Source organism: Cobetia sp. 1CM21F, assembly GCF_023161745.1.
Classification (GTDB): Bacteria; Pseudomonadota; Gammaproteobacteria; order Pseudomonadales; family Halomonadaceae; genus Cobetia; species Cobetia amphilecti.
Window position 1 is genome coordinate 1,192,822 of record NZ_JALNTQ010000001.1, and the last position, 26,683, is coordinate 1,219,504.

Here is a 26,683-nt window from a genome sequence, read left to right on the forward strand (position 1 = left end):
TGTCGAGCGTCTGCAGCAAGACGGATCTGAAGGAGTCAGCGGTGCAGAGAAGAAGGCGAGTGGCGACAGGATTCAGGAAATCCAGGGCGGGAGTGGCGTCGAGAGCGAAGCTGAGTGAGAAGCTTGGAAGCAGGACAACACCGATGGCGGCCTTGATGACGGCAGCAGCGCTGTGGGCCGCGACGCTGGCCGCGCCGGCACAGGCCGCCAGCGCGGCGGTGATGATGTCCGTCGAGTCGCTGACCATCGCTCAGCGAGGGCATTGGTATATGCGCCCTCTGGCAGTGGCAGATGCCGTGCGTGATTCAGGGCTGATGGCGCCTGACAGGACGCGCGTCACCGCGATTCATTGGCGCTATTCGCTCACGAGTGCGCCGGGGGAGTGGCAGGTCATGCTCTGCCTGGAGGAGCGCTGCGCCATGCTCGCGGCGAGGCGTGGCAAGTTGACCCTGCCCACCCGGGAGCTGGCGACGGCGCCTTTCTCGCTGAAGGTCTATCGCAATGGGCGTGGCGTACTCAAGCCGGCGGCACATCTGGATGACATCCAGCTGGTGATCGACGTCGAAAGCCTGGAAGGCGCGTGACTGGCGGCGTTGCCAGCGAAAGGGAGCTGTCCTTGAATGACTGGCGATGAATGACTGGCGATGAGTGGCTGACGATCGCTGGCTGATTGGCTGGCGAGTGGCGTGCAGCAGCAGTGTCTGGAGGCTCGGCAGAATGCCGGGCCTCGCGTGTTTCTGGGTCAGTAAAAGGAAAGACAGTCGGGGGTGCAGCCCGCGGGCCTCACGCCTTAGGTTTTCAAGTCAGGACGCTGAGGCCAGGACAGTCAGGCCGAGACGTTCAGGCGTGAGGCGCCCGCCGCAGGCCGCCCATCGGCGCCGTAATGGCCGGGGGAACGTTGATGCAGGCTGTCGAGAATCTTGCTGTGCAGCGCCATGCGCTGACCGATCAGCTCACCATTCAGGCGATTGCGTGCCTGGGCGCGGCGCGTCAGCGTCACCAGATGCCACCACTGGGTAGCCAATACCGGCTGGCTGGCGAGCACAGTATGCAGCTCCAGTGGGTCATTGGTGAGCCCTGCGTTGCTCAGCCAGCCGCGCCGGCGGCTCTCCAGCGCTTCCAGGCGGGCGGCGTTGGCCAGCTTGGCTTCGCGCGAGGCCTCAAGGTCTGCCGCGCTCGGCAGGCGTTGGCCCAGCAGGCGCTGTTCTTCCTCGAGCAGGGCGATGAAGACATTCAGCTCCTGCTCGAGGCCGGAAAAGATCTCGCCCAGCAAGGCCATCGAGGTGTCATCGAGTGTCATGCGTCACCTTCGAAGGCATCGATCAGCCCTTGTGAAATGCGGTCGACATCGATCTTGATGCTGCCATCGGCGATGGCCTGCTTGAGGCTGTCGACGCGCGCCTGGTCGATGTCCTGGCCTGCATCGATCGCGCTGCTGGAAAGCTCGACCTGGGTGGAGTCGGCCGTGGAGGCCGCCGCCGTGGTGGCGGTGCTGTCCTTGGCCGTCTCGGGACGCAGTTCGCGCGGGGCTTGAGTGTCGCTGCGCTGTATCGGGCCGCCATGTTCAATCTTCATTGACTGTCCTCTCTGGCCGTCGGGCCGGGCTCGACGACGAGCCTGTCATGGATGGGTTGCGTGCGTCATCTGCGCGCTTGAATCGACTATCGGCCATGCCGGCACAAGCTTTACCCCACACAGGCAATATGGTCCCTCAGGAATGAGATATCTGGTGCGGGTGGCGGCTTGTCAGTATCAAGCATTTCGGCCTTCGAGCGTCAGCGTGTCGTTCCGGTGCGTCAGCGTGTCGTGGCTGAATGTGCGCAGTCAACAGGATGATTCGAGTTGGCTCGGCGCGACTCATCTCAACTCAACTCAACTGAAGTCATCATGGCGCTACCCGCCGCGGCCCGATGACGCGGGCGCGCACCCAGTCGCCCGGAGCGAGTTCGATGCGGATGCGCTCATCGAGCCCCCCAGCCTCCAGTGCCCGCGCACTGCGTTGCATGCTGAAGCCTGTGCCGCTGACCTGATAGGTCACGGTATCGCCGAAGTTTACCAGCGGGATGGCGCGCACGCTGTTGCGGGTGATGACCTCGCCGGCGCGTAGGCGGCGGCGTACCTCGAAGCCTGACAGTGCCGCGGCGCTCTCGAAACCATTGCCACGCAACTTGCCCAGTGGCGTCAGCACCGGCGTCAATCTCGCGGGTGCCAGCGGCGTGCCGCTCGCAAGCGGTTGTGGCGTGTTCAGGCGCCAGGCGAAGCGTTCCATGCGAACGCTGACGATATGTCGCTGGCCGTTGGCGCACAGCAGCTGCAGACGTTTGAGTCCCGGTGCATGTCGGTCACTGCGCGCGGCATTGAGGCTCAGCTGGGGTGCCGAGCAATCTTTCAGGCGGGCGGGCAGGCGACGCAGCTCGAGTTGTACGGAGGCCTCGCTGGGCGCGCCCAGTGGTGGCTCTCCGGGCATGCGCACTCTGACGGGGCCGCTGTCCTCGGCGGTGAAGAAGTCGCTCAATTGCCAGCGCAGGGCCTCGACGGCGCGTGTCTGCGCGTCTTTGGTTGATGGCGCTGTTGTTGAGGCTGTTGTTGAGACTGATGCTGATGCCTGGGCGGCAGACAGCTGAATGGCAGAGCCGATCGCGTCTGAGGTGCTGGCATGCACAGCGACCCCCGCGGGCAGCAGGGCCAACAGCCCGGTGCTGGCGATGGTGCGCCACAGTCCTTTTCCCGTCACCACTCTTCTTGAATCAGACAGCGCTTTTGCCGCCGTCAGGCCCTTCGCTACGCTGATTTTCGGCATGCTGTCTCTCATCGCGAGTGGCGTCCGGGGCGGAAGGCGGGGTCAAGCGCCCCTGGTTCAGGGCACAAGGTTCAGGGCGCTGGATCAGTGCCGCGAGAGATTGTAAGCCGCCCCTGACACCGGCATGGCCAGAAATAGCCGCGATAAAGTGGCTTGTTCTTACCTTCATCCTGGCGCTGGCTGACTATTCTCAGTCCTGCTTTCCGTCATGCTCCCCTACGCGTGAGCTGACCGATGGATGTTCCCTCGCTCACGTCAGGGCGAGGTGCCGACAGCGGGGCACTTCCATGTTTGATCGACTTGATTCCCTCATGAGCTTTCACCAGCAGGCGCTGGGCCTTCGCGCCGAGCGTCAGCAGGTGCTGGCCACCAATATCGCCAATGCCGACACGCCGGGCTATCTGGCGCGCGATATCGACTTCTCCGCCACCCTGGCCAAGGCGACGGCGGGCAATGCCGCGCCGGGGCCGCTTGCGCTGAACACGACCCAGGCCGGCCACCAGGCCGCCAGCGGGGCGGGGCTGTCGCTGGGCGCGGACCTGCTCTATCGCGTGCCGACACAGCCGAGTCTGGACGGCAATACCGTCGACATGGATGTGGAGCGGGTCAATTTCGCGGACAACAGTCTGCATTACGAGGCCAGCCTTGAGCTTCTGACTGGCAAGATCCAGGGCCTGCGTCTGGCCATGCAATCGGAGAACAGTTGATGGCAGCGTTCAGCATCTTCAACGTCGCGGGTTCCGCGATGGCGGCCCAGTCGCAGCGCATCAATGCCGTGGCCAGCAACATGGCCAACGCCGACAGCGTGGCGGGCCCGGATGGCAAGCCCTATCAGGCGCGTCAGGTGGTGTTCGAATACGCGCCCCTCGCGCGTCAGGCCAATGCCTCGCTGGCGACGGCCAACCTGGCCGGTGGCGGTCTGGCGACACAGATGGCGTCACGCAGTGCAGGCCTCGGTGGTGTCAGGGTCAGCTCGGTGGAGCTGAGCGATGCCCCGGCGCGCCAGGAGTATCGCCCCGATCATCCCCTCGCCGACGAGCAGGGCTATGTGACCTTCTCCAATGTCGATCCGGTCGCCGAGATGGTCGACATGATCGCGGCCTCCAAGTCCTACGAGGCCAATGTCGAGGTCTTCAATACCTCCAAATCCCTGCTGCGCAAGACGCTGACGCTGGGGGAATGACCCTCGCTCAGGGCTTTGGCCTTCTGACCGCTTCTTCTGATTTCGGGTAACCGCATGGCGACGCTAGACACCAGTGTGCTCAACAGCATCAACCAGACCACCACGACCTCCGGCGTCATCGACAGCACGCAGTCGGTGAGCAGTACCGAGGAGCTCAATGATCAGTTCATGACCCTGCTGGTGGCGCAGATGCAGAACCAGGACCCGATGGACCCGGTGTCGAATTCCGACCTGACCGCGCAGCTGGCCCAGATCAGCACCGTCAGTGGTATCGAAGAGCTCAACACCACCCTTGAGGGCATCACGGCGCAGATTTCCAGCAGTGAAGCGCTGCAGGCGGCCAGTCTGCTCGATCAGGGCGTGCTGGTCGGCGGCAATGCGGTGCTGGTGGGCAACGCGACCTCGACACCCTTCGGTCTTGAGCTGGTCGACGATGTCGACAACGCCACCGTCGAGGTGCTGGGCGCGGATGGCAGTGTGGTCAAGACCTTCGAGTTGGGCGCATTGGAGGCGGGTATTCATGGCTTCGTCTGGGACGGTTTGCTGGATGATGGCACTGAAGCCGCCGATGGCTCCTACCAGCTGGCCGTGACGGCCGAGCGGGCAGGCGAGAGCTATGACGACCTGCAGACGCTTAGCTATGGCGTGGTCAGTGGCGTCAATCAGACCGACAGCGGTGCTCAGCTGGACCTGGGTCCGGTGTTGGGTGTCGTCAGTCTGGACGCCGTGCGTCAGGTGCTTTGAGCTGAGCCCATGGCGCCGGGATAGCGCCAGCGAGCCCGCCGGACGGGCCACCAGTTTCAGGCCGTTTGGCCGCCCCCGAGCTCGCTGACAGGTCTCGGGCTTTCATCTTCATCGCGATCAAAGGGACAGACCATGGCGTTTTCACAGGCATTGAGCGGCTTGAGTGCGGCTTCTACCAATCTGGATGTGATCGGCAACAACATCGCCAACTCGGAAACGGTGGGTTTCAAATCCTCTGAGGCGCAATTCTCCGACATCTATGCCGGCTCACAGGCAGCAGGGATCGGGGTGCAATTGGCATCCGTTGCCCAGGACTTCACTTCCGGCTCGCTGGAATCCACCGGGCGCGATCTCGATCTGGCGATTTCCGGAGATGGCTTCCTGCGTTTCTCGGACACCAGTGGTCAGATCGTCTATTCGCGCAATGGCCAGCTCAACATCGATGCCGAGGGCTATATCGTCACGGCCCAGGGTGCCCAGTTGACAGGCTATTCCGGTGAAGGTGTCACCGGGGAACCCGTGGTATTGCAGATTCCGACAGCCCCTCTGGCGGCAAAAGCGACGCAGGACAACATCGCTCTCGAGGTCTATGGCGCTGAAGTCGCGCTCAATCTGGATGCCGCGGACCCTGTGCCGGCCACTGCCGATTTTGATCCGACGGATGCCGCGACCTACAACTACGCCTCGGCGATGACGGTGTATGACAGTCTTGGCGATGAACATGTCGTGACGTCCTTTTATGCCAAGACAGAAAACAACACCTGGAACGTCCATCACGTGATGGACTTTTCCAGCAAGGCTGCGGAATTGCAGGAACAGATCGACGAAGGCGTTGCTGACCCTTCTGTCGACTTTGATCCTCAGACAGAGGTGATCACCTTCGGGGCAGGCGGTCAGCTCCTTGATTACAGTCAGACGGCCCAGACCTACGCCCTGGCCAATGGCGCGAGTGATCTTAGTTTCAGTATCGACTTCACCGGCAGCACCCAATATGCCAACGATTTTGAAGTCATCACCCTGTCCCAGAATGGTTATACCTCCGGCAGTCTTGTCGGCGTGTCCTTCGAGGAAGATGGCCGCGTGATCGGCAGTTACTCCAATGAGCTCAAGCAGACACTGGGCACCATTGCGCTGGCCAACTTCGCCAATGAGCAGGGTCTGCAGCCCAATGGCGACAACGGCTGGGTCGCAACCGCTTCCTCGGGTGTTCCGCTGGTCGGTGTGCCGGGTGAGGGCGTCTTCGGTGAGGTCCAGTCCGGGGTCGTCGAGGCCTCCAACGTCGACCTGACCACTGAGCTGGTCGATCTGATCATCGCTCAGCGCAACTATCAGTCCAACGCCCAGACCATCAAGGTCCAGGACGAGGTCCAGCAAAGCGTCATCAACATGCGCTAATGCCACTCCTGACATGTGACTCGGTTCGTCTTCTGCAATGAAAACAGCAGAGATGTCGGGGCGAACCGGGTCATCTCGAGCGTCAGTACTCAGGCGGCGGACCAGCGCTTCAAGAGCGGGCGTTGAGGGTCGGGCGCTGACTGCAACACGGCAAGGTGTGAGGGAATAGCGGATGGACAGAATGCTCTACACCGCCATGAGCGGCGCCCAGCGCAGCCTGGCGGCTCAGGATGTAGCCAGTCATAACCTGGCCAACCTCTCGACCACCGGCTTTCGCGAGATGCTGACACTGTCGCGGGCGGTAGATGTGCAAGGCGAAGGGCTGGCGACACGCGTCTCCAGTCAGCTGACCACCACGGGCGCCTCGATGGCCCAGGGCACCATCCAGACCACGGATCGCTCGCTGGATGTCGCGCTGGACGGCCCCGGCATGCTGGCCGTGCAGGGCGCGAATGGCGAGGAGCTCTACACCCGCAACGGCGCGCTGCAGATCGATGCCGATGGCGTCCTGACCTCCGGCGGCTTGCCGGTAATGGGCGATGGCGGGCCGATCGAGCTGCCGCTCAACGCCATCGTGCATATCTCCGCCGATGGCAGCGTGAGTGCGCGCTCGGCGGCGGATGCGCCTGACACCATGGTGCTGCAGGCCCAGCTCAAGCTGGTCAATCCCGAGGCCATTCCCGGCAGTCCGGCGCTCGTGCGCGGCGAGAACGGCTATTTCCGTCAGCCGCCGACTGCGGCGGGGGAGGCCGCGCCACCGCTGGCTGCCGACCCGCTGGTGCGGGTCGTCTCCGGCGCCCTGGAGAGCAGCAACGTCTCGGCGACCGACGCGATGGTCGCCATGATCAACAACGCGCGCAGTTTCGAGATGCAGATGAAGAGCATCGATACGGCAGAGCGCATGGCCGAGCGTGGCAACAGCCTGCTTGGTACCGACTGACCTCGTAATCACGGCGGAGCCCCCTGATGATTCGTGCCCTATGGACAGCCAAGAGCGGCCTTGAAGCTCAGCAGATGCAGATGGACGTCACGGCCAACAACCTGGCCAACGTCTCGACCAATGGTTTCAAGCAGTCGCGGGCGGTGTTTGAAGATCTGCTCTACCAGAACATGCGCCAGCCCGGCGCTGCCTCCTCTGCCACCACCGAGCTTCCCTCGGGGCTGCAGGTGGGCACCGGGGTGCGCACCGTGGCCACCGAGCGTCTGCACATCCAGGGCAATCTGGAGCAGACCGAGAACTCCAAGGATGTCGCGATCAATGGTCAGGGCTTCTTCGCGGTGATGCTGCCGGATGGCACCAATGCCTATACCCGCGATGGCTCCTTCCAGCTCGACAGCACCGGCCAGATGGTCACCGCCAGTGGCTACCCGCTGGACCCGGCGATCGTCATTCCGGCCAATGCCCTGAGTGTCGATATCGCCTCCGATGGCGTGGTCAGCGTCACCCAGCCCGGCTCCACCAACAGCACCGAGGTCGGTCAGCTGCAGCTGTCCACCTTCATCAACCCGACGGGCCTGTTCAGTCGTGGCGAGAATCTGTATTCCGAGACCGATGCCTCGGGGCCGCGCAGTGACAATGTGCCGGGCTTCAATGGGGCGGGCACTCTCTATCAGGGCTTCGTCGAGACCTCCAACGTCAACGTGGTGGAAGAGATGGTGGGCATGATCCAGAACCAGCGTGCCTACGAGATCAATTCCAAGGCCGTGACCACCACCGACCAGATGCTGGAGCGTCTGGTCCAGATGTAAGGGTTGTCGCATGTCGATTTCGCGTGATCTCCCGGTGGTGGCGCTGCCATCCCTGTCAGCTGTTTGCCCACGCCAGATTGGCTTGGCGATGCCCGGATTGGCGTTGCCTGGCTGGCGTCGCATGCGCCGCGCGCTGGTCGGATTGGCGATGCTGACCATGACGCTGGTAGGCGCCGGGTGTGCCCATATCCCCAGCGAGCCGCTGGTCGATACCACGCCAATGGAATCGACGATGCAGCCGCGTCCGGAACCGATGGCCAATGGCGCCATCTTCCAGCCACTGTATGGCAACCAGCCGCTGTTCGAGGATCGCCGCCCGCGTGCCATCGGCGACATCATCACCATCCTGCTCGACGAGAATGTCAGCGCCAGCAAGAGCTCGGCCAGCAATGCCAGCCGCGACGGCAGCCTCGGTTTCTCGCTGACCGCCATCCCCGATTTCATGACGGGGCTGCTGGATGGCACCGATGCCGATATCGAGGGCGAGAATGATTTCACCGGCAGTGGTGGCTCGAATGCCAACAACAGTTTCACCGGCACCATCACCGTGACGGTCAGTCAGGTGCAACCGAACGGCAACCTGGAGGTGCGCGGCGAGAAGCGCATCGCGATCAATCAGGGCACCGAGTCGATTCGCTTCTCTGGAGTGGTCAATCCGCGCACGATTTCCTCGGCCAATACGGTGCAGTCCACCCAGGTGGCCAGTGCACGCATCGAATATGTCGGTGATGGCTATATCAACGAGGCGCAGAACATGGGCTGGATGCAGCGCTTCTTCCTCAATCTGGCGCCGTTCTGAGTCTGGCATGACGATTGCCGCGGCTTGTTCTGCAGAGGATTGCCCTGTTTTGAATGCTTCGTCCAGATCTCTCACCACGCTGTCCCATCATGAGTCGCTATCCGATGCCTGAGATGCTCCCTTATCCCCGCTGGCGCGCTGCGCTGGCCGCCTGCCTGATGCTGGTGAGCTGCCTGACCTTGACGTTGCAGTCGGCGCAGGCCGATCGCATCAAGGACCTCGCCCAGGTGCGCGGCGTGCGCGACAACCCGCTGGTCGGCTACGGCCTGGTGGTGGGGCTGGATGGCAGTGGGGACCAGACCACCCAGGCGCCGTTCACCGGCCAGAGTCTGACCAACATGCTCTCCCAGCTGGGCGTGACGGTGCCGTCGGGTACCAACATGCAGCTCAAGAACGTGGCGGCGGTCATGGTCACCGCCAGCCTGCCGGCCTTCGCAAGCTCCGGTCAGCCCATCGATGTCGTGGTGTCGTCGCTGGGCAATGCCAAGAGTCTGCGCGGTGGCACCCTGTTGATGACGCCGCTCAAGGGCGTGGATGGCCAGGTCTACGCGCTGGCGCAGGGCAATCTGATCATCGGTGGCGCCGGTGCCTCGGCCGGCGGTTCCAGTGTGCAGGTCAACCAGCTGACCGCCGGGCGCATTCCCAGTGGCGCGACGGTGGAGCGCGGCGTGCCGACGCGTCTCGGGGATGAGAATGGCGTGATCCATCTCGATCTGTTCGAGGGCGATTTCAATCATGCCCAGAACGTCGCCAGTGCCATCAATCGCAACTTCGGCGGCTCGCTGGCCTCGCCGCTCAGCAGTCGCGATATCGTGGTGCAGGCACCGCGTGATCTCAGCCAGCGTGTCGGGTTCATCGCCAGACTCGAGAACATCGAGGTCGCCCTGGGCGTGCCGCGTGCGCGTGTGGTGGTCAATGCGCGGACCGGCTCGGTGGTGATGAACTCCGAAGTGCGCCTGGCGCGCGCTGCGGTCACCCACGGCAACCTGTCGGTGGTGATCGACGCCAATCCGGTGATCAGTCAGCCTGCGCCGCTGTCCCAGGGGCAGACGGCAGTGGTCAACGACCCCGATATCAGCGTGAACCAGCAGGGCGGTGCGCTGCGCATGGTCGAGGGGACTGCCAGCCTGCAGGAGGTCGTCGATGGCCTGAATGCGCTGGGCGCCACGCCGCAGGATCTGGTCTCGATTCTGGAAGCGCTCAAGGCAGCCGGTGCGCTGCGTGCTGATCTCGAGGTGATCTGATGAGTGTGCTTGGTAGCGGTGCCAACGTGGATGCCGGTCGTCTGGCCTTCGATACCCAGGGTCTGGCGAGCCTCAAGGGGGCGGCCAGCAGTGGCGGCGAGCGCCAGCAGGAGGCGCTGGAGGAGAGTGCGCGCCAATTCGAGGCCTTGATGCTCAACATGATGCTCAAGCAGATGCGCTCGGCGACCGAGAATTCAGCGCTGACCGGCTCCCAGCAGCAAGAGATGATGACCTCGATGCTGGACCAGCAGCTCTCCCAGCAACTGGCCAGTGTCGGCGACGGTATCGGCTTGTCGAAGATCCTGATTCAGCAGTTGTCCTCCAGCACGGCGACGGGCACTGACACGAAGATGAGCACTGACAGCAGCGCGACGCCTTCTGCGGCAATCTCCCCCAGCGCAGCAGCCGATGGGAAGTCGGTCGCTGAACAGGGTGCCGGTGGCTGGTTGTCGGCGGTAGGGCTGACCCCGGAGGGGGGCGCGGCACGCGAGGATGACTGGCAGGCGGCGGTGGAGACACGCGCCGCAGATGAGGTTGCCGGCTTCATGGCGATGCTCGATACGCTGGCGCCCGGCGACACGGCGCGAGGCGTCTACGCCGAGCTGCCGATGGCGACGACAGGCAAGGATGACGTGTCCGACACCGTCAGCCCGGTGGCAGTGACCGACGTGGCAGTGCTCAGCGAGCAGCAACGCCGTCAGCCCGAGAATGTACAGCGCTTCGTGGCGGAATTTGCCCCCGCCGCTCAGGCGGCCAGTCGTGAAAGCGGGCTGCCCGCAGAATTGATTCTGGCCCAGGCCGCGCTGGAGACGGGCTGGGGTGAGCGTCGCATTCACACCGAGGCCGGCACCGACAGCCATAACCTGTTCGGCATCAAGGCCGGCAGCAGCTGGCAAGGCGACAGCACCACGGTGCTGACCACCGAATATCGCGATGGGCGCCGCATGCGTCTCGAAGACAGCTTCCGCGTCTATCCCGATCAGGCCAGTGCGCTGCGCGATCATGCCGCGCTGCTGACCGGCGCCCAGCGTTATGCCCACGTGACCCGGTCGCCGGACGCCGAGAGTGCCGCGCGCGCCTTGCAGGAGGCGGGCTACGCCACTGACCCGCACTATGCCGACAAGCTGATCTCGATCATGAGTCGGGTCGGCCCGCTGGAGGCCAGCGGCACTCGCGAGACAGCGGAGACCCGCCTGGCGTCACGCGATGCCGTGCCTGCGTCAGCGTCTGTCGCAACCGCTAACTCAAGCTCCCCGCGCGGGCTGCTTGAGGCCTCCGCGCCGCTGTTTGCCCTCGATGCGCGCGATGCTCAGCCGCTGGTCCAGATGGCGGCTGCGACGGATGCGGTGTCTGAGACGGGTGTGGCGTCTGTGGCGTCTGCGACGGATATGGCGCCTGCGGCGGATAAAGAGATCGGTACTGGCAGTGAAGGCGCTGCATCAGGGGCCATCCAGTTGGCGATGGGCCGTTCAGAGCCGCTGATCCGCTAGAGCCGCTGATGACGATTCACTGTCGATGAATTGCGGGCAACTATTGCTGCCTGGGGCCTCAAGTTGGCCTCTGGCGCGCCGATAATCACAGCATCCGTGCGCCGGTGTGGCGTCATTCACCTTCTCCCTTTTCCCATTGTTCCTTTCAGGTAAACGCCATGGCCAGCAGCATGTTGAGTATCGGTGTCAGTGGTCTGCAAGCCGCCCAGACGGCGCTTGCCACCAACAGCAACAACATCGCCAACGTCTACACGCCGGGCTATAGCCGTGAAACGGTCGAACTGAGTGGCAGCAGTGGTGGCGGTGTCAGTGTGGCGTCGATCAGCCGTCAGACCGACAGCTATCTCTCGGCGCAGCTGGATAGCGCCATGAGCGCCAGCACGGCGCTTGAGACCCACGAAGCCAACATCAGTCAGATCGACAATCTGCTCGCCGATGACGAGGCGGGCCTGGCGCCGTTGATGCAGGAGTTCTTCGGCGCCATCGAAGGCGTAGCCAGTCAGCCGAGTGATCCGGCGGCGCGCGAGAGCCTGCTGGGCAGTGCCGAGAGCCTGGCCGGGCAGCTCAATGCCTTCTCCGCCTATCTGGATGACATGGACGCTGCGGTCAATTCACAGCTCGGCGATGTGGTCGGCGACATCAACACTGCCACCAGCCAGATCGCCTCGCTCAACGAGCAGATATCCCTGACGCGTGCGCGTACCGGCGAAGAGCCACTGGGCCTGCTGGACCAGCGCGATCAGGCGGTGACCGACCTGCAGACGCTGGTCGGCGTCGAGGTGCAGGAGCAGGATGGCCGGCTGAGCGTCAGCCTCGGCAATGGCCAGCTGCTGGTCAACGGCAGCAGCAATTACGAACTGGCCGTGGAGCCAGACCCGCAGGACATGAGTCGTTCGGTGGTCACCTACAGCGTGGCGCCGGGCGTGACCAGCGCCATCGATGAGGGGCAGCTCGAAGGCGGCACCCTGGGCGGGCTGTTGAGCTTCCGCGCCGACAGCCTCGAGCCGACCCAGAATCAGCTCGGCCAGTTGGCTGCGGGGCTGGCGTTGACCTTCAATGCCCAGCACGCCGACGGTGTCGACGCCAATGGCAACACGGGGGGCGACTTCTTCACCCTCGGCGATCCGGAAGTGCTGCCGGCCAGCGGCAACGCCGCCGGAGCGGACCTTGAGGTGACATTCGCCCCCGCCACCCAGCAGGAAGGTGACGACTTCTACAGCGTCGCGCTGACCGGCGATGACTACCGCCTGAGTCTTGACGGCGGCAACTATCAGCTGGAAAACCTCAGCAGCGGCGCCGTGCAGACTCTGACCCCGGACAGCGAAGGCGTGATGCGCCAGGATGGCCTGGTGTTCACCGCCACCGGCATGGCGGACGGTGACAGCTTCACCATCCAGCCGACGCGCAATATCGCCGACACCTTCGGGGTCGCGATCGATGAGGGCGCCGAGATCGCGGCGGGCTCAAGCGACGCCAGTCTCGACAACCGCAACATTCTCGCCCTGCAGTCACTGCAGAGCAGCGACGCCCTGGGCAGCGCCGGCAGCTTCAATGATCACTACGCGTCGCTGGTCAGCCAGGTCGGCAACCAGACCCGCCAGGTGCAGGTCAACTTGGAGGCTCAGCAGGGCCTGACCGAGCAGCTGTCGGCGGCAGACCAGTCGATCTCTGGGGTCAATCTGGATGAAGAAGCCGCGGACCTGATCCGTTATCAGCAGTATTACCAGGCCAACGCCCAGGTCATCCAGACCGCGTCGACGGTGCTGGATACCATTCTGAACATCCGTTAACGAGGCCGTGATGCGCATCAGTACCCAAACCCTCTATGCCCAGGGCGTCACCTCGATGCTGGATCAGCAGGCGGCGTTCTCCAAGGTGTCCGAGCAGCTGGCCACCGGCAAGCGCGTGGTCAATCCCTCGGATGACCCGAGTGCGGCCAGCCAGGCGGTGACGATCTCGCAGTCCCAGGCCGTCAATGAGCAGTTCAGTGACAGCCGCACCACGGCGCGCAACAACCTGTCCATCGAGGAAAGCGCGCTCAATCAGGTCACCGACACCATCACGCGTGTCCAGAGCCTGATCGTGCAGGCGGGCAACGGCACCCTCAGTGACAGCGACCGTGATGCGCTGGCCACCGAGCTTGAAGGCAGCCGTGAGGTGTTGCTGGGACTGGCCAACAGCACCGACGGCAACGGCAACTATCTGTTCGGCGGCATGAGCGGTGACACGGCGCCCTTTGGCGAGGATGGCAGCTATCGCGGCGATGATGAGCAGCGCCAGCAACGCGTCGACAGCTCGCGCCTGATGGAGGTCAATCATACCGGCAGCCAGATCTTTGGCGGCGTGGCATCCGGCAATCAGCAGCTGGCCCGCCAGACCAGCGAGAGCGAGTCGTCACTGCCGATCACCTTCAAGGGGCCGGAAGTCATCGATACCGCGGCGCGGGTCGATGGCGCGGCCTACAGCGTCAGCATCGATGCCGCTGGCGTCACGATCAGCGGCACCGATGCCGATGGCAATGATCTCCAGGTCCTGGATGGCGAAGGCAACCCGCTGCCATCGCCCGTGGCGTACAGCGATGGCATGACGCTTGCGTTCAATGGCCTGTCGATGACGCTGTCCGGTGATGAGCAACAGGTCGCTGAGGCACAGGCTGAAGGCAAGGCAACCCAGCTGGTGGTCGAGGAGGGCGAGGCCAGCGCCGATCTGTTCGCCAATCTGGATGGCCTGATCAGCGCGCTGAGCACGCCGATCGAGAGCGAGGCCGACCAGGCCGCCTTCAACAACGCCATCTCGACCGCCAGTCGCCAGTTCAGCAACAGTCTCGACAATGTGCTGACGGTGCGCGCCGATGTCGGCACCAAGCTCAACGAGCTGGATTCGCTGGATATCATCGGGGATGACCGTGAGCTCAACTATGCCTCGACCCGCTCGGACCTGATCGATCTGGATTACAACGAGGCGATCTCCGACTACTCGCTGACCCAGGTGGGGCTGCAGGCCTCCCAGCAGGCGTTCTCGGATATCTCGGGCATGTCGCTGTTCGACTATCTGCGCTGAGTGATGAGGTGACCGCGTTCGAGAAATGATGAAAAAGCCGCACTGGATACTCGCTCTCGCGATGGCATTCGGTGCGGCTCTTGCGTGCTGGTGGTTGCTTTTCAGATCAGTGCTTGCGTGTCATGGCATCGTGCCCAGGCCTTCATGCACGGCCTGGAAGGCGCCCAGCGCCTGACGGAACAACAGCGACAGCCAGTCCGTCATGCCCGGCATCATCAGCCACAGCATCGCGATGCCCAGCAGCAGGGTCAGCGGGAAGCCGATCGAGAACACCGACAGCTGCGGTGCCGAGCGGTTGAGTACGCCCATCGCGAGGTTGATCGCCAGCAGCGAGGCGACCAGCGGCAAGGCCAGCAGCAGGCCGGCGCTGAACAGGCTGGCGCTCCACAGCAACAGATTCTCGAGCCCGACGGGCCCCATGCGGCGCAGGTCGAGGGGGATCTCATGGAAGTGGGTGACCAGGATTTCCAATACCAGCAGATGGCCATTGAAGGCCAGAAACAGCAGCATGGCCAGCATGCCCAGTAGACGTGACAACACCTGGGTATTGGTGCCGGTGTCGGCCGAGAAGAAGCTGGCGAAGGCCAGACCCATCTGCAAGCCGATGAATTCCCCGGCCGCCTCGACGATGGCGAAGGTGATGCGCATCACCAGGCCCAGTGCCAGGCCGACGCCCATCTGCAAGGCCAGCTGCCAGACGGCGGCCGGGCCGAGCACGTCCACAGGTGGCGGGCTCTCGACCAGCGGCGCGATGATCAGCGCCAGGCCAAAGGCCATCAACAGGCGCACCGGCGTGGGCAGGCTGCGATGACCGAACAGCGGCGCGCTGATCATGAAACCGGACAGGCGCGCGAAGGGCCATATCACGCTCAGCAACAGGGCCTGGAGATGCTCGGGGGACAGCAGGTCATTCGGCAATGGAGCGTCCTCCCGCCGGGCTTGCGTCAGGTCTGTTGGCGATGCTCATGCAGGCGTCGCTCATCCGATCAGGTGCGGGAAGCCGGTGAAGACGCTGCGCGTGAAGTCCATCAGCGTCTCCAGCAACCAGGGGCCGGCCAGTACCAGGGTGCCGAACACGCCGAGAATCTTGGGGATGAAGGACAGGGTCATCTCGTTGATCTGGGTCGCGGCCTGGAACAGGCTGACGATCAGGCCGATGAACAGGGCGCTGGCCAGCAGCGGGCTTGCCACCAACAGGGTGATGTACATGGCATGCGAGGCCAGGCTGGTGATGACTTCAGGTGTCATGGCGGCGCGTTCTCGATGGGCAGATGGGAGGTGTCGAGGCTGGCAGTGCACGGTTGCGCGTCACGGTTGCGCATCACGGTTGCGCGTCACGACGAGAAAGCCCGGTGACGGCGTGATGTCAGGGCCTGGCTCAGTAGCAGCTCTCTCAGTAGAAGTTCTCTCAATAGAAGCTCTCGGCCAGCGACCCCAGCAGCAGCTGCCAGCCATCGACCATCACGAACAGCATCAACTTGAAGGGCAGCGAGATGGTGGCGGGTGGCACCATCATCATCCCCAGCGCCATCAGTACGCTGGCCACCACCAGATCGATGATCAGGAAGGGCACGAACAGACTGAAGCCGATCTGGAAGGCGGTCTTCAGCTCGCTGGTGACGAAGGCCGGCAGCAGCACCCGCCACGGCACGTCCTGCGGGGTCTGGATTTCCTCGACCCTGGCCAGGCGCGCGAACAGGGCGATATCCGGCTCACGCACCTGACCTAGCATGAATTCGCGCAGCGGATCGCCGCCGCGTTCGATGGCTTCCTGCAGACTGATGGCCTGGCTGTCATAGGGTTGCCAGGCCTCGTCGTAGATGCGCTCCAGCACCGGCGACATCACGAAGAAGGTCAGAAACAGCGCGATGCCGACCAGCACCTGATTGGGCGGCGCAGACGCGGTGCCCAGCGCGGTGCGCAGCAGGCCCAGCACGATGATGATGCGGGTAAAGGCACTCATCATCAGCAAGGCTGCCGGCAGCAGGGCGAGGCCACTGAGCAGGATCAGCGTCTGGATATTCAGCGACCAGGACTCGCCGCCGTCCGGCAGTGGCTGGCTGGTCAGGCCGCTGAGCACATCGGCGTGTACTGCTTGGCTGGTCACCAGGCATGCCGACAATGCGATCAACAGCCCTGTCAGCAGCTCTCTTGTCTTCAGCCTTCTTGCTTTCTTCAAGCCCGGCGACAACCTCACCAGCCCCATCATGAGCGTGGCTCCGCATCATCTGTCTTGTCTGATGTGGCAGTTTGCGTCACATCAGAGGGCATCGTGGCGGATGTAGCAGCCGGCGAGCGTCTGGCGAGGCGGTCGCGCAGCAGCTCGGCAAAGCCGGCCGCGGCACCGCTACTGCCTGTTGCGGAGGCAGGTGAGGCCAGCGATGCGTCGTTCGGAGTGCTGCCATCGTCTGCGGGCACCAGGCCGCCATTCTCGGCCGTCAGCTCACCGAGGGAGGTGATACCCGCCGGCCCGACGCCCAGCAGCAATTGCTGGTTGCCCACCGCTACCACCACCAGGCTCTGCTTGTGACCCAGTGCCAGCCGCGCCAGCGGGCGCAGGGCAATGCGATTGCCGCGCAGTGTCTGGGCACCCCCGAGTGTCTTCATCAGCCATGCCAGCAGCAGGATGACGCCGATCACGGCGGCAAGCGCCAACCCGGTATTGACCAGGCTGGCCGCGCCCAGCGGTGAGCCGCTGGATGTGTCGGCAGTCAGGTTTGCATCGCTACCCAGAAAGGCCGGTGACGGCGCCTGGGTGGTGGCGCTGGTATTGGGGCTGGCATCCGGCAGCAAGATCGCGCCGTCAGGGGCATCGGAGGTCATGACAGGAACAGCCTTAGCGGTTGAGCTTCTGTACCCGCTCATTGGGGGTGATGATTTCCGTGATGCGGATACCGTACTTGTCCTCGACCACGACTACCTCGCCCTGGGCGATCAGATAGCCGTTGATCAGGATGTCCATCGGCTCACCGGCCAGGCCATCCAGTTCGATCACCGAGCCCTGCGACAGCTCCAGCAGCTGCTTGATGGTCAGGCGCGTGCGCCCCAGCTCCACGGTCATCTTGACCGGGATGTCCATGATCATGTCCAGCTCACGCGGACGTGCGCCGCCACCGCTGCCATCGAGGGGCTCGAAGATATCGCCGCCCTGGGGGGCAGCCTCGCTTTGCTGTTCTTCCAGCGCCTTGGCCCACTCGTCGCCCATCTGCTCGGTCATCGCATCGGCCCAGGGGTCGTCAGTGCCGGATGTCGGGGAATTCGGGGTGGCCTTGGGCGCGGGCGCGTCTGGCGAATTGGGCTCACTCATCGCCGCTGTCCTCGCTGGCAGTGTTGATCGGATGATTGATGATGCGGGTCACGCGCAGGGCGCGGTGGCCATTGGCGCGACCGAAACCGGCTTCGAGCACCGGCACATTGTTGACGTAGGCATTGACGCGCTCGGGCTTCTCGATGGGCAGCACATCGCCCACGGCAAGTTCGGCCAAGGCGCCCAGCGTGGTGGTGATGCTGGCAAAGTCTGCGTGCAGCTCGACATCGGTGGCGCGCACTTCCTTGCGCAGGCGCTCGCCCCAGCGGCTGTCACCCTCGGCGCTGGTTTCCTGCAGCGGGCTCGAGAGCAGCTCGCGATGCGGCTCGATCATCGAGTAGGGCAGGCAGATCTGGAAGTCGCTGCTGTGATTGCCGACCTCCAGATGGAAGCTGGTGCACACCACGATCTCGTTGGGAGAGCTGGTGATATTGGCGAACTTGACCTGCATCTCGCTGCGCAGATAGTCGGTTTCCACGGCATAGACCGCCGACCAGGCGTCGCGGTAGGCATTCAAGGCCAGCTGCATCAGGCGCTGGATGACGCGTTGTTCGGTACGCGTGAATTCGCGACCCTCTGACTTGGTCACGAAGCGGCCATCGCCACCGAACAGGCTGTCGACCACCATGAACACGAGACTGGGCGGAAACACCAGCATCGAGGTGCCGCGCAGCGGCTTCATGGTGAACAGGTTGATGTTGGTCGGCACCGGCACGTTGCGGGAAAATTCGTTGTAGCTCAGGAACTGCACCGGCCCGGCGGTGATATCGGCGCCGCGGCGGATCAGGTTGAACAGCCCCATGCGGAACTGGCGACTGAAGCGCGAGTTGATGATGTCGAGAGCATGCAGGCGATCCCGGATGATGCGGTGCTGGCTGGCCGGGTCGAAGGGGCGAATGCGCGCTTCGGCGGGCGTGCTCGAGGCGTCAGCCGTTGCACCGCTGTCACCGTTCACGCCGGAGAGCAGAGCATCGATTTCGTCCTGTGACAGCAGATCGTCTTGAGCCATGGCCAGTTATTGCACGATGAAGTCGTTGTACAGCACGCCGGAGATGGCCAGTGGCTGGCCGCCTTCACTGTAGGGGCGCGAAAGCGCCTCGGTCAGGGTGCTCTGCAGTGTCTGCTTGCCGGCCTGGGTGATCAGCTCATCCGGGCTCTGGCCCGACAGCAACAGCAGCAGACGGCTCTTGAGTTCGGGCTTGAGTTCTTCCACGCGCGCCACCGCGTCCTGATCGGCCATCTTGAGCGTGATGCCGATATAGAGCAGGCGATTGCCGCGCGGGCTTTCCAGGTTGACCGTGAAGGGCGCCAGCGGCATGAAGACCGGCGGTGGCACGACCACGACTTCCGGCTCGGCGTCCTGTGCGGCCTTCTGATCACTGAGCATCGGCAGTGCGAAATAGACGGCCACTAGCGCCGCGATCACGGCACTCATCAGGCTGATGACCCCGATCAGCAGCCAGGAGCGACGCTGACTGGCGGGGGTGGTGATAATCGTTGACATCGTGGTGCGGTGTCCCTGGAGTCGGTGGCGGGGCCAGTATGACCGAAGGCGTGGTTATCGAACGGCGGAATAACGCCACGTGCGAGCGCTTACTTGAATGATGACGCGCCAGGCGGGCTCATCTGACAGCCACCTGACGGGAGCCGCTGACACAAGCACCTGGCAAGCGCCAGGCCCGTCATGCCTGCCATTCACGCTGCCCCCAGGCTGCCTGGGTTGCACTTGCAAGATTGCTTGTGAGATTGCCCGCGGCGAGGCTTCCCTCCATGGCGTCAGCGCTTGTGCTGGTATCACTCGCCGGCTGACCCTCGCGGTGCTGGGCGAACTGACCCTGATTGGCGGAGTTGTCCGCCGCCTCGTCCGGTGTGTTGTCAGGTGTGTCGTCCTGAGCACTGAAACTGATCGCCGTCAGCTCGTGCCCCCGGGATTCCAGCGCCTGACGCAGCTCGCTCAAGGATGACTCGACAGCCGAGCGCACCTGTTGGTGGCCCGCGACGAAGTGCGCACTGGTGCCCTGTTCGCCGATATTGAGGCGAATGGTCAGCTTGCCCAGGTTGGCTGGATTGAGCGCGATCTCGGCCTGTGGCGACTTGCTCAGCTGCATGCGTACCACCTGCTCGCTGAGTGCCTGTTGCCAGGCCTGAGTGCCGACGCTTGCGGGAATCAAGGCTCCCGCCTGTGATGCCATGCCCGTTGGATTGGCTGCTGGATTGCCGGCAGTATTGAGCAGGGCACCGCTGCCTGCAGCGGTCGAACTCGACGCGCCGGCTGACACGCCAGCAGATGACGCACCGGAGAGCTGGGACAGATCGCCACCGGTGCGTGAACCGTTGGCATCAAGCAGGGCGCCGTCGGCCTTGGCGGTGATGCCTTCAATGGCCTCCTCGGTCAGCGGGCCCAGCGCGCCATCCGTCAGCGAGGAGGGCGCATCCGTGCTCAGGCTGCCAGCCGCTGTCGGAGAGGTCTTGCTGCTGGGAGCCTGATCCGCAATCGCGCCGTCCAGCCCAGCCGCCGCAGGGTTACGCAGCGCGGCGAGCCAGTCACCTTGCAGCGCCGTGTTGGCCGCTGTAGAGAGCGCCTGCGCGCCAGCGGGCGCTGTCGCTGCCGCTTTCAGTGCTGCCTCGTCGCCGCCAGAAGCGCCTTGGCCGCCTTGCGTGAGTTGCTGCAGCTGTTGCATGCGCGAGATGCCGCGCTCGACGCTGCTATCCAGTCGTGAGGCCTCAAGTGACTGCGCTGATGGCTGTCTTGCTGTCTGGCTTGCCGATGAGGACTGGGCAGGCGGGAGGTTGCCATTCTGGAGGGCGGCAGCGGCGGGGTCCGGAGTGGGTGATGTCTCTGACGAGGCTGCCTGAGCCTGCTCGAGGTGCTGCGCATGCTTGTCTTCGGCGGCCTCGCGACGCTCGACACGCTGCTGCTGTGCGTCTTGCGCTTGCGTCTGCACCTGCACCTGCGCCGCTTGCCTGTCCTGCTGGCGATCCTCGCGCTGGGCGCGGGACAGATGTGCCTCGAAGGCGCTCTCTGCGGAAGCCGAGCTGACGTCGTCGCGCGAGCGAGCCTCCTCAGAGGAGACCTTGGCGCTGGTCGGCACCCTGGTTGGCGAGGTGGCCGACAACATCGAGATGCGTGCAGTGTCCGTCATGGTGTCACTCCTTCGACTGGCCGTTTTCAGCCATTGGCACGGCGTAACCAGGCCTGGGTGGCTTGCTCATCGCTCTGGCGTTGCTCGGCGGTACGTGCCTGCAGCGCGGCGCTCAGGCTGGCGCGATCCGCCAGGCCCTGCCAGGCCGCGTGGGTCTGCTGTTCCTTCACCAGCCGCTGATGCTGATGGTGCGTCTGGGTCTGTTCCTGGGCTACCCGTGCGCGACACTGGGCAATCGCCTTGTCCAGCGAGGCGATGAAGGCCTGATAGTTGTGCCAGCTGGCCGGGTCCAGCCCCTGAGTCAGGCGTGCCTGCATCTGCTGGCAGTAGTCGAGACGGTACTGCTCGAGGGTGACCAGTTGCTGGGCGGCGGTTTCCTGACGCTGGCGCTGGCTGGTGAGCTGGCGCGCAGCGCCATCACGCCGGCGCTCGCTCAGCTGGGTCAGGGTGTCGAAACGTGACGATGAGATGGCCATTCAGTGAGAGTTCCCGATCAATGACAGGTGAAGGTGGCCATCATGGCTGGGCCAGCAATTGTTCGAGCATGTTCGTACTATCGGCAAGACTTGCGTGCTGTGTAGTGCCTTGTTGCAGGAAACGTCCCATCGGCTCGTGCAGGCGCACCGCGGCGTCGAGCACCTTGTCGTTGCCGGGCTGGTAGGCGCCGATGGCGATCAGGTCCTGATTGCGCTGATAACTGGAATAGAACTGCTTGAAGCGACGGGCGCGGGTGAGCTGCCGCTCCGGCGCCACTGCCGACATCGCGCGGCTGATCGAGGCTTCGATATCGATGGCCGGGTAGTGGCCGCTTTCCGCGATGCGCCGCGACAGCACGATATGCCCATCCAGAATCGCGCGGGCACTGTCGGCAATGGGGTCCTGCTGGTCATCGCCTTCGGTCAGCACGGTATAGAAGGCGGTGATCGACCCGCCGCCACGCCGGCCGTTGCCGGTGCGTTCCACCAGCGCCGGCAGCTTGGCGAATACCGAGGGCGGATAGCCCTTGGTGGCCGGCGGCTCACCGATGGCCAGGGCGATCTCGCGCTGGGCCATCGCGTAACGGGTCAGCGAATCCATGATCAGCAGCACATTCTGGCCCTTGTCACGCAGGGACTCGGCGATGCGCGTCGCGTAGCTGGCGCCCTTGAGGCGATGCAGCGGCGTCATGTCGGCCGGCGTGGCCACGACCACGGCGCGCTTGAGGCCTTGTTCGCCGAGAATGTTCTCGATGAATTCCTGCACCTCGCGCCCACGTTCGCCGATCAGGCCGACCACGATCACATCGGCATCGGTGAAGCGCGCCATCATGCCCAGCAGCACACTCTTGCCGACGCCAGAGCCGGCGAACAGCCCCATGCGCTGGCCACGGCCGACGCTCAGCAAGGCATTGATGGCGCGAATGCCGACATCCAGCGGCGTGTCGATGGGCGCGCGCTCCAGCGGGTTGAGCGGACGGCTCTCCAGCGGCGCATGTTCGACATCTTCCAGCGGGCCGAGGTCATCCAGCGGTCGACCCACGCCATCGACGACCCGCCCGAGCAGTGCTTCGCCGACCGGGTAGCGTCGCTCGCCGACATTGCCATGGCCGAGGGGAAATACCCGCGCGCCCGGTGCGACGCCGCTGAGCGGGTCGATGGGCATCAGGTAGAGGGTCTGATCGGCGAAGCCGACCACCTCGGCCTCGGCCGGCGGCAGGTTCGCGCCCAGCTCGACCAGACAGCTGGCACCCACCGGCAGGCGCAGGCCGACTGCTTCCAGCACCAGGCCGGTCGCGCGCACCAGGCGGCCATTGCTGCGTTGGGGCTCGAGGCTCTCGACGCGCTCACGAATGGCGCCCAGCGCGCTGCGCCATTGCTGTGCGGAAGAGGGGCTCATGGCGTGTCACTCATGTGCGATCTCCTGCCAGCTCAGTGCGTGCCTGCTCTGGCTGTACATGTTCTGACGACTGGCGGTGCACGATGCGCGAGCCGCTGGCCTCGTCCTTGCCATGCAGGCTGCCGTCGGCGCTGCCGCGATGGCGCAGCTGGCGTGACAGCATCTCCAGGCGACTCTCGAGGCTGGCATCGTGACAGCCGCTGTCGGCTTCGGCGCGACACCCGCCGAGGCTCAGGCTGGCGTCCGGCAGACATTGCCAGCCCAGCTTGGCGAGCTGTTCGCCCATCGCCTGCTCGACGCGCGGCAGGTCGTCCGGATTCAGGTAAAGACGCGGACGGCCGATCAGCGGCGGATCCGCCGCCAGCAGGCTGCGCACGCTGTCGATGATGTGCTCCGGATGGGCACGAAATGCCTCACGGGCCAGATGCTGACCGACGCTGATGGCCAGTGCTGCCAGCTCATCGCTGATCTGCTCATCCAGGCACGCCAGCGATTGCTGCAGGTTCTCGATCAACGGTGCCAGCTGGGCAGCCTGTTGTTCGAGCGCCTGCTGGGCGGCCTCGGCCTGACGCGCCGCCTGCTCGGTGGCTTCCTGCCTTGCGCGCGCCAGACCCGCTTCATAACCGGCTTTCTCGCCCGCGGCATAGCCTTCATCACGCGCCGCCTGTTGCTGCTGTAGCGTCTCCTGCTCGAAGGTCGAGCGGGCACGCTGCGCCATGCGCCGAATCAGGCCGACATCCGGCGCCGCAGCTTGCGGCATGCCGGCTTGAAAGCCGCCACCCGACTGAGGCGATGCGGGCTTGCCATCCAGCGCGTCGAGCTCCAGCGGCTGCCACTGATGCATGTCATCGCTGCCTGCCACGTCGCGCTCGGCCCACGGGTCAGGCGCGTCATGATGCGGATCAGAACTGGACATGGTCCTCACTAGACGTAGGCCTCACTAGACATGGTCCTCATTAGACATAGTCCTCGCCACCGCTGTTGATCACGATCTCGCCGCTGTCGGCCAGTCGACGCACCGTCTGCAGGATGCTCTTCTGTTCGGCTTCCACTTGGGTGACACGCACCGGGCCACGCGCCTCCATGTCATCACGCAGCATCTCGGCAGCACGCTGCGACATGTTCTGCAGGAATTTCTGGATGATCGCCTCGGGGGATCCCTTGAGCGCCGTGACCAGCGTCTCGTTGTCGATTTCCTTGAGCAGCAGCTGGATGGAGCGGTCCTCGAGCCCGACCAGGTTCTCGAACACGAACATCTCGTCGATGATCTGCTGCGCCAGACTCTCGTCGTGGTTGCGTACCGCCTCGAGGACCTGCTCTTCCTGCTGGCCCGGCATCAGGTTGAGTATCTCGGCCGCGGTACGAATGCCGCCCATCTTGCTGCGCTTGAGGTTCTGGCCACTGAGCATGTTGCTCAGCACTTCGGTCAGCTCCTGCAGGGCCGCCGGCTGAACGCCACTGAAGGTGGCGATACGCAGCAGCACATCGTTGCGCAGGGTGTCGGAGAAGTGCTCGAGAATCTGCGAGGCCTGATGGCGCTCCAGATGCACCATGATGGTGGCGATGATCTGCGGGTGTTCGTCGCGGATCATCTCGGCCACCAATGGCGGCTCCATCAGGTTCAGTGTCTCGATGCCATTGTTCTGACCGGAGCTCTCGTAGATGTCTTCGAGCAGCGAGCTGGCGCGCTCCTGCCCCAGCGCCTTCACCAGCACCGAGCGTATATGGTCGGTAGAGAGCAGATTGACGGCGCTGAACTGCTCGCTGTCGGCGTGGAATTCCTCCAGCGTCTTCGCCATCTGCTCCTGGGTGACCTGCGGCATGTTGGTCATCGTCGCGCTGAGCCGTTGGATCTCCTGGGCAGACAGGAACTTGAAGACCTCTGCGGCGCTGTCCTCGTCGAGGCTCATGATCAGGGCCGCGCTGCGTTCCATGCTTGTCAGTGTCTTACTCATGGTGACTCATCCAGTTCTTGAGGATCATGGCGACCATGCGTGGGTCATCGCGGGCCATGTCACGCGCATCCTTGAGATTCTGCTGATAGGTGGTCGGCGTGCGCGGGCCACTGGCCGGCGCTGTCTGGCTCGCCATCATGCTGCCCAGATCGCCATTGGCCGTCGCCAGACCAGGCTCCATGCCGCCGATACCACCCACTGCGCTGCCGGCTGCCTGAGTGCCGGGCGGCTGACCGATGGTCTGGTATGCCTCCTGCGGACGCAGCAGCGGCTGCAACAGCGGACGCAGCAACTTGCGATACAGCAGCCAGGCGATGAAGCCGATGATCAGGTATCGGCCAAGCTCGATGGCCAGCGCCTGCATCTTGGGATTGTTGAGCCACTTCTCCCACCACTGCTGTGGCGGGCCGGCGTTCTGCTGCTCGGCGGTCATGAAGGGCGCATTGATCACGCTGAGGCTGTCGCCACGCTCGGCATTGAAGCCCATCGCCTCGCGCACCAGCGAATCGATCTGTGCCAGCTGGTCGTCTGCCAGCGGTTCACTGGTCGGGTTGCCGTCACTGTCCATGATGCGACGGTGATTGATCACCACCGCCACCGAGAGATTATCGAGGCGACCCAGGCGCGCACGGGTGTGGCGCACGCGCTTGTTGACTTCATAGTTGATGGTGCTGCTGCGCTGAAAGTTGCTCAGACCGCTGGCTGCGTCGTCAGTCTGTGTGGTGCCGTCACCATTCGCCGCGTCATCGGCATTGATGGGCGAGGCGGCAATTCCCGGGGGCGTGTTGGAGAGGGCGCCCGGCACGCCGCCGATGCCGAGCATCTCGCCGGCGCCGGTATTGTTGAGCTGTTCACTGCGCACCGCTGCGCTGCCCGGCTGCTGATTGGGCGTGTAGTGCTCTTCGGTCTCTTCGGCGTGGGAGAAATCGAGCTGGGCGCTGACCTCGGCGCGGAAGTTGTCGCGTCCCACCAGTGGCGTCAGCAGGGCATTGATGCGCGATTGATAGCTGCGCTCCAGTGCCTGGGCATATTCCAGCGCACTGCCATCGAGATTGAGCGCATCGCCTGCCGGGCGCGACAGCGGATTGCCGTCCTGATCGACGACGGTGATGTCTTCGCTGGCCAGGCCCTGCACGCTGCCGGCCACCAGATGCTGGATGGCCTGGATCTGACGTGCCTTGAGCTGCTGGCCGCCCTTGAGTTCTACCACCACGGAAGCGGTCGCTGGGCGGCGCTCGCGCACGAAGACGGAATCTTCCGGCAGTGCCAGGTGCACACGGGCGCTGGACACCGGCTCGAGACTGGCGATGGTGCGCGACAGCTCGCCGGACAGGGCGCGCTGGTAATTGACGTGTTCGGTGAACTGGCTGATGCCGAAGGCCTGGGTATCCATCAGCTCGAAGCCGGAACCGCCCTGGCTGGGCAGGCCCTGCTGGGCAAGTGCCAGGCGCAGGCGATAGACATCTTCCTTGGGGACCTCGACGGTGGCGCCTTCATGGCTCAGCCGATAGGGCACGCCGGTCTGCTCCAGCTGCGCGACGATCTCGCCGCCTTCGCTGGCGGGCAGATCACGATAGAGCACACTCCAATGGGTGCCAGCGCCCCACAGCAACAACGCGACGATGACAGCCACGCTGAAGGCGGCCGCCATGATGAGCGGCAGACGTGGCAATGCCGCCAGGCGCGCCAACAAGGGATTGGCTGGTTTGTCCGGTGATTGTGACGTCGTCGAGGTGCCCGACTGGGGCGCTGTCTGGCTGGGTGTACTCATGCAGATGTCCGATAAGCGCCGTGGTCTGAACTCGCAGCGGGTGATTCCAGCAAGCAGGGCGAAACATGAAAACGATGGATCAACAATGTCGCGTTTCGCAGCGCCTTCTTGCGTAGGCTGGCCATTATCGAAGCTGGGCGCACATCCAATCAGACGAATAGCGTCGCA

At 64.2% G+C, this 26,683-nt stretch carries 28 protein-coding genes; 12 read left to right on the forward strand and 16 right to left on the reverse strand.

Annotated elements, in window-relative coordinates; all coding sequences use genetic code 11:
• Positions 1–143 precede the first annotated feature (143 nt).
• A complete protein-coding gene (locus MSG32_RS04805) occupies positions 144–584 on the forward strand; it encodes a flagellar protein FlhE (RefSeq protein ID WP_248378142.1) in 441 nt (146 codons plus the stop codon).
• A gap of 242 nt (positions 585–826) precedes the next feature.
• Here the strand turns inward: MSG32_RS04805 and MSG32_RS04810 are convergent, their stop codons facing one another.
• The 3 genes from MSG32_RS04810 to flgA all read right to left on the reverse strand — a co-directional run bounded on the left by MSG32_RS04810 (position 827) and on the right by flgA (position 2,734).
• Positions 827–1,300 carry a flagellar protein FlgN gene (locus MSG32_RS04810; protein ID WP_248378144.1) on the reverse strand — a complete coding sequence of 158 codons (474 nt, stop codon included), beginning with the start codon at positions 1,298–1,300 and terminating at the stop codon, positions 827–829.
• Positions 1,297–1,575 carry a flagellar biosynthesis anti-sigma factor FlgM gene (flgM, locus tag MSG32_RS04815; protein ID WP_248378146.1) on the reverse strand — a complete coding sequence of 93 codons (279 nt, stop codon included), beginning with the start codon at positions 1,573–1,575 and terminating at the stop codon, positions 1,297–1,299. The genes MSG32_RS04810 and flgM overlap by 4 nt, the downstream gene beginning before the upstream one ends.
• 310 nt (positions 1,576–1,885) lie before the next feature.
• Positions 1,886–2,734 carry a flagellar basal body P-ring formation chaperone FlgA gene (flgA, locus tag MSG32_RS04820; RefSeq protein WP_248378148.1) on the reverse strand — a complete coding sequence of 283 codons (849 nt, stop codon included), beginning with the start codon at positions 2,732–2,734 and terminating at the stop codon, positions 1,886–1,888.
• Between the two features lie 377 nt (positions 2,735–3,111).
• Here flgA and flgB point away from each other — a divergent pair, with 377 nt between their 5' ends.
• From flgB to flgL, 11 genes are all read left to right on the forward strand, one after another.
• Entirely contained in the window at positions 3,112–3,507 is a 396-nt protein-coding gene (gene flgB, locus MSG32_RS04825) for a flagellar basal body rod protein FlgB (RefSeq protein WP_318833290.1), read from the forward strand.
• Positions 3,507–3,983 carry a flagellar basal body rod protein FlgC gene (flgC, locus tag MSG32_RS04830; protein WP_054556609.1) on the forward strand — a complete coding sequence of 159 codons (477 nt, stop codon included), beginning with the start codon at positions 3,507–3,509 and terminating at the stop codon, positions 3,981–3,983. The genes flgB and flgC overlap by 1 nt, the downstream gene beginning before the upstream one ends.
• Positions 3,984–4,037: 54 nt before the next feature.
• Complete coding sequence (locus MSG32_RS04835; protein ID WP_248378150.1) at positions 4,038–4,727, forward strand: flagellar hook assembly protein FlgD; 690 nt, start codon at positions 4,038–4,040, stop codon at positions 4,725–4,727.
• A gap of 132 nt (positions 4,728–4,859) precedes the next feature.
• Positions 4,860–6,122 carry a flagellar hook protein FlgE gene (gene flgE / locus MSG32_RS04840; protein ID WP_248378152.1) on the forward strand — a complete coding sequence of 421 codons (1,263 nt, stop codon included), beginning with the start codon at positions 4,860–4,862 and terminating at the stop codon, positions 6,120–6,122.
• Between the two features lie 172 nt (positions 6,123–6,294).
• On the forward strand, positions 6,295–7,062 hold the full coding sequence (locus tag MSG32_RS04845) for a flagellar basal body rod protein FlgF (RefSeq protein ID WP_248378154.1): 768 nt from the start codon (positions 6,295–6,297) through the stop codon (positions 7,060–7,062).
• A 26-nt stretch (positions 7,063–7,088) separates the two neighbouring features.
• Entirely contained in the window at positions 7,089–7,871 is a 783-nt protein-coding gene (flgG, locus tag MSG32_RS04850) for a flagellar basal-body rod protein FlgG (RefSeq protein WP_054556613.1), read from the forward strand.
• 121 nt (positions 7,872–7,992) lie between these two features.
• Positions 7,993–8,670 (forward strand): flagellar basal body L-ring protein FlgH, encoded by a 678-nt coding sequence (locus tag MSG32_RS04855; protein ID WP_234368311.1) that lies wholly within the window; start codon positions 7,993–7,995, stop codon positions 8,668–8,670.
• Between the two features lie 158 nt (positions 8,671–8,828).
• Positions 8,829–9,914 (forward strand): flagellar basal body P-ring protein FlgI, encoded by a 1,086-nt coding sequence (locus tag MSG32_RS04860; RefSeq protein WP_176678373.1) that lies wholly within the window; start codon positions 8,829–8,831, stop codon positions 9,912–9,914.
• A complete protein-coding gene (gene flgJ / locus MSG32_RS04865; RefSeq protein WP_248378160.1) occupies positions 9,914–11,404 on the forward strand; it encodes a flagellar assembly peptidoglycan hydrolase FlgJ in 1,491 nt (496 codons plus the stop codon). The genes MSG32_RS04860 and flgJ overlap by 1 nt, the downstream gene beginning before the upstream one ends.
• A 158-nt stretch (positions 11,405–11,562) precedes the next feature.
• Positions 11,563–13,194: a flagellar hook-associated protein FlgK gene (gene flgK, locus MSG32_RS04870; RefSeq protein ID WP_248378162.1), complete on the forward strand. Its 1,632-nt coding sequence runs from the start codon at positions 11,563–11,565 to the stop codon at positions 13,192–13,194.
• A 10-nt stretch (positions 13,195–13,204) separates the two neighbouring features.
• Positions 13,205–14,464, forward strand: a complete 1,260-nt coding sequence (gene flgL / locus MSG32_RS04875) for a flagellar hook-associated protein FlgL (protein ID WP_248378164.1) — start codon at positions 13,205–13,207, stop codon at positions 14,462–14,464.
• A 120-nt stretch (positions 14,465–14,584) separates the two neighbouring features.
• On the opposite strand, the gene fliR is transcribed toward flgL, so the two are convergent.
• From fliR to fliF, 13 genes are all read right to left on the reverse strand, one after another.
• Entirely contained in the window at positions 14,585–15,382 is a 798-nt protein-coding gene (gene fliR / locus MSG32_RS04880) for a flagellar biosynthetic protein FliR (RefSeq protein WP_248378166.1), read from the reverse strand.
• A gap of 60 nt (positions 15,383–15,442) precedes the next feature.
• On the reverse strand, positions 15,443–15,712 hold the full coding sequence (fliQ, locus tag MSG32_RS04885; protein ID WP_054556620.1) for a flagellar biosynthesis protein FliQ: 270 nt from the start codon (positions 15,710–15,712) through the stop codon (positions 15,443–15,445).
• A 160-nt stretch (positions 15,713–15,872) separates the two neighbouring features.
• Positions 15,873–16,571 (reverse strand): flagellar type III secretion system pore protein FliP, encoded by a 699-nt coding sequence (gene fliP, locus MSG32_RS04890; RefSeq protein ID WP_348983955.1) that lies wholly within the window; start codon positions 16,569–16,571, stop codon positions 15,873–15,875.
• 98 nt (positions 16,572–16,669) lie between these two features.
• Entirely contained in the window at positions 16,670–17,287 is a 618-nt protein-coding gene (fliO, locus tag MSG32_RS04895) for a flagellar biosynthetic protein FliO (RefSeq protein WP_248378168.1), read from the reverse strand.
• 13 nt (positions 17,288–17,300) lie between these two features.
• Complete coding sequence (fliN, locus tag MSG32_RS04900; RefSeq protein WP_107334750.1) at positions 17,301–17,771, reverse strand: flagellar motor switch protein FliN; 471 nt, start codon at positions 17,769–17,771, stop codon at positions 17,301–17,303.
• Positions 17,764–18,780, reverse strand: coding sequence for a flagellar motor switch protein FliM (fliM, locus tag MSG32_RS04905; protein ID WP_248378178.1), 1,017 nt, complete (start codon positions 18,778–18,780; stop codon positions 17,764–17,766). The genes fliN and fliM overlap by 8 nt, the downstream gene beginning before the upstream one ends.
• 6 nt (positions 18,781–18,786) lie before the next feature.
• Positions 18,787–19,275 carry a flagellar basal body-associated protein FliL gene (fliL, locus tag MSG32_RS04910; protein ID WP_054556624.1) on the reverse strand — a complete coding sequence of 163 codons (489 nt, stop codon included), beginning with the start codon at positions 19,273–19,275 and terminating at the stop codon, positions 18,787–18,789.
• A 178-nt stretch (positions 19,276–19,453) separates the two neighbouring features.
• Positions 19,454–20,914 (reverse strand): flagellar hook-length control protein FliK, encoded by a 1,461-nt coding sequence (locus MSG32_RS04915; RefSeq protein WP_248378180.1) that lies wholly within the window; start codon positions 20,912–20,914, stop codon positions 19,454–19,456.
• 26 nt (positions 20,915–20,940) lie between these two features.
• Entirely contained in the window at positions 20,941–21,390 is a 450-nt protein-coding gene (gene fliJ, locus MSG32_RS04920) for a flagellar export protein FliJ (RefSeq protein WP_153635812.1), read from the reverse strand.
• A 40-nt stretch (positions 21,391–21,430) separates the two neighbouring features.
• On the reverse strand, positions 21,431–22,789 hold the full coding sequence (gene fliI, locus MSG32_RS04925; protein ID WP_248378182.1) for a flagellar protein export ATPase FliI: 1,359 nt from the start codon (positions 22,787–22,789) through the stop codon (positions 21,431–21,433).
• Between the two features lie 10 nt (positions 22,790–22,799).
• On the reverse strand, positions 22,800–23,705 hold the full coding sequence (locus MSG32_RS04930; protein WP_248378184.1) for a flagellar assembly protein FliH: 906 nt from the start codon (positions 23,703–23,705) through the stop codon (positions 22,800–22,802).
• 40 nt (positions 23,706–23,745) lie between these two features.
• Positions 23,746–24,744, reverse strand: a complete 999-nt coding sequence (fliG, locus tag MSG32_RS04935) for a flagellar motor switch protein FliG (protein WP_176503331.1) — start codon at positions 24,742–24,744, stop codon at positions 23,746–23,748.
• Positions 24,737–26,515, reverse strand: coding sequence for a flagellar basal-body MS-ring/collar protein FliF (gene fliF, locus MSG32_RS04940; protein ID WP_248378186.1), 1,779 nt, complete (start codon positions 26,513–26,515; stop codon positions 24,737–24,739). Before fliF ends, fliG begins: the two co-directional genes overlap by 8 nt.
• Positions 26,516–26,683 lie beyond the last annotated feature (168 nt).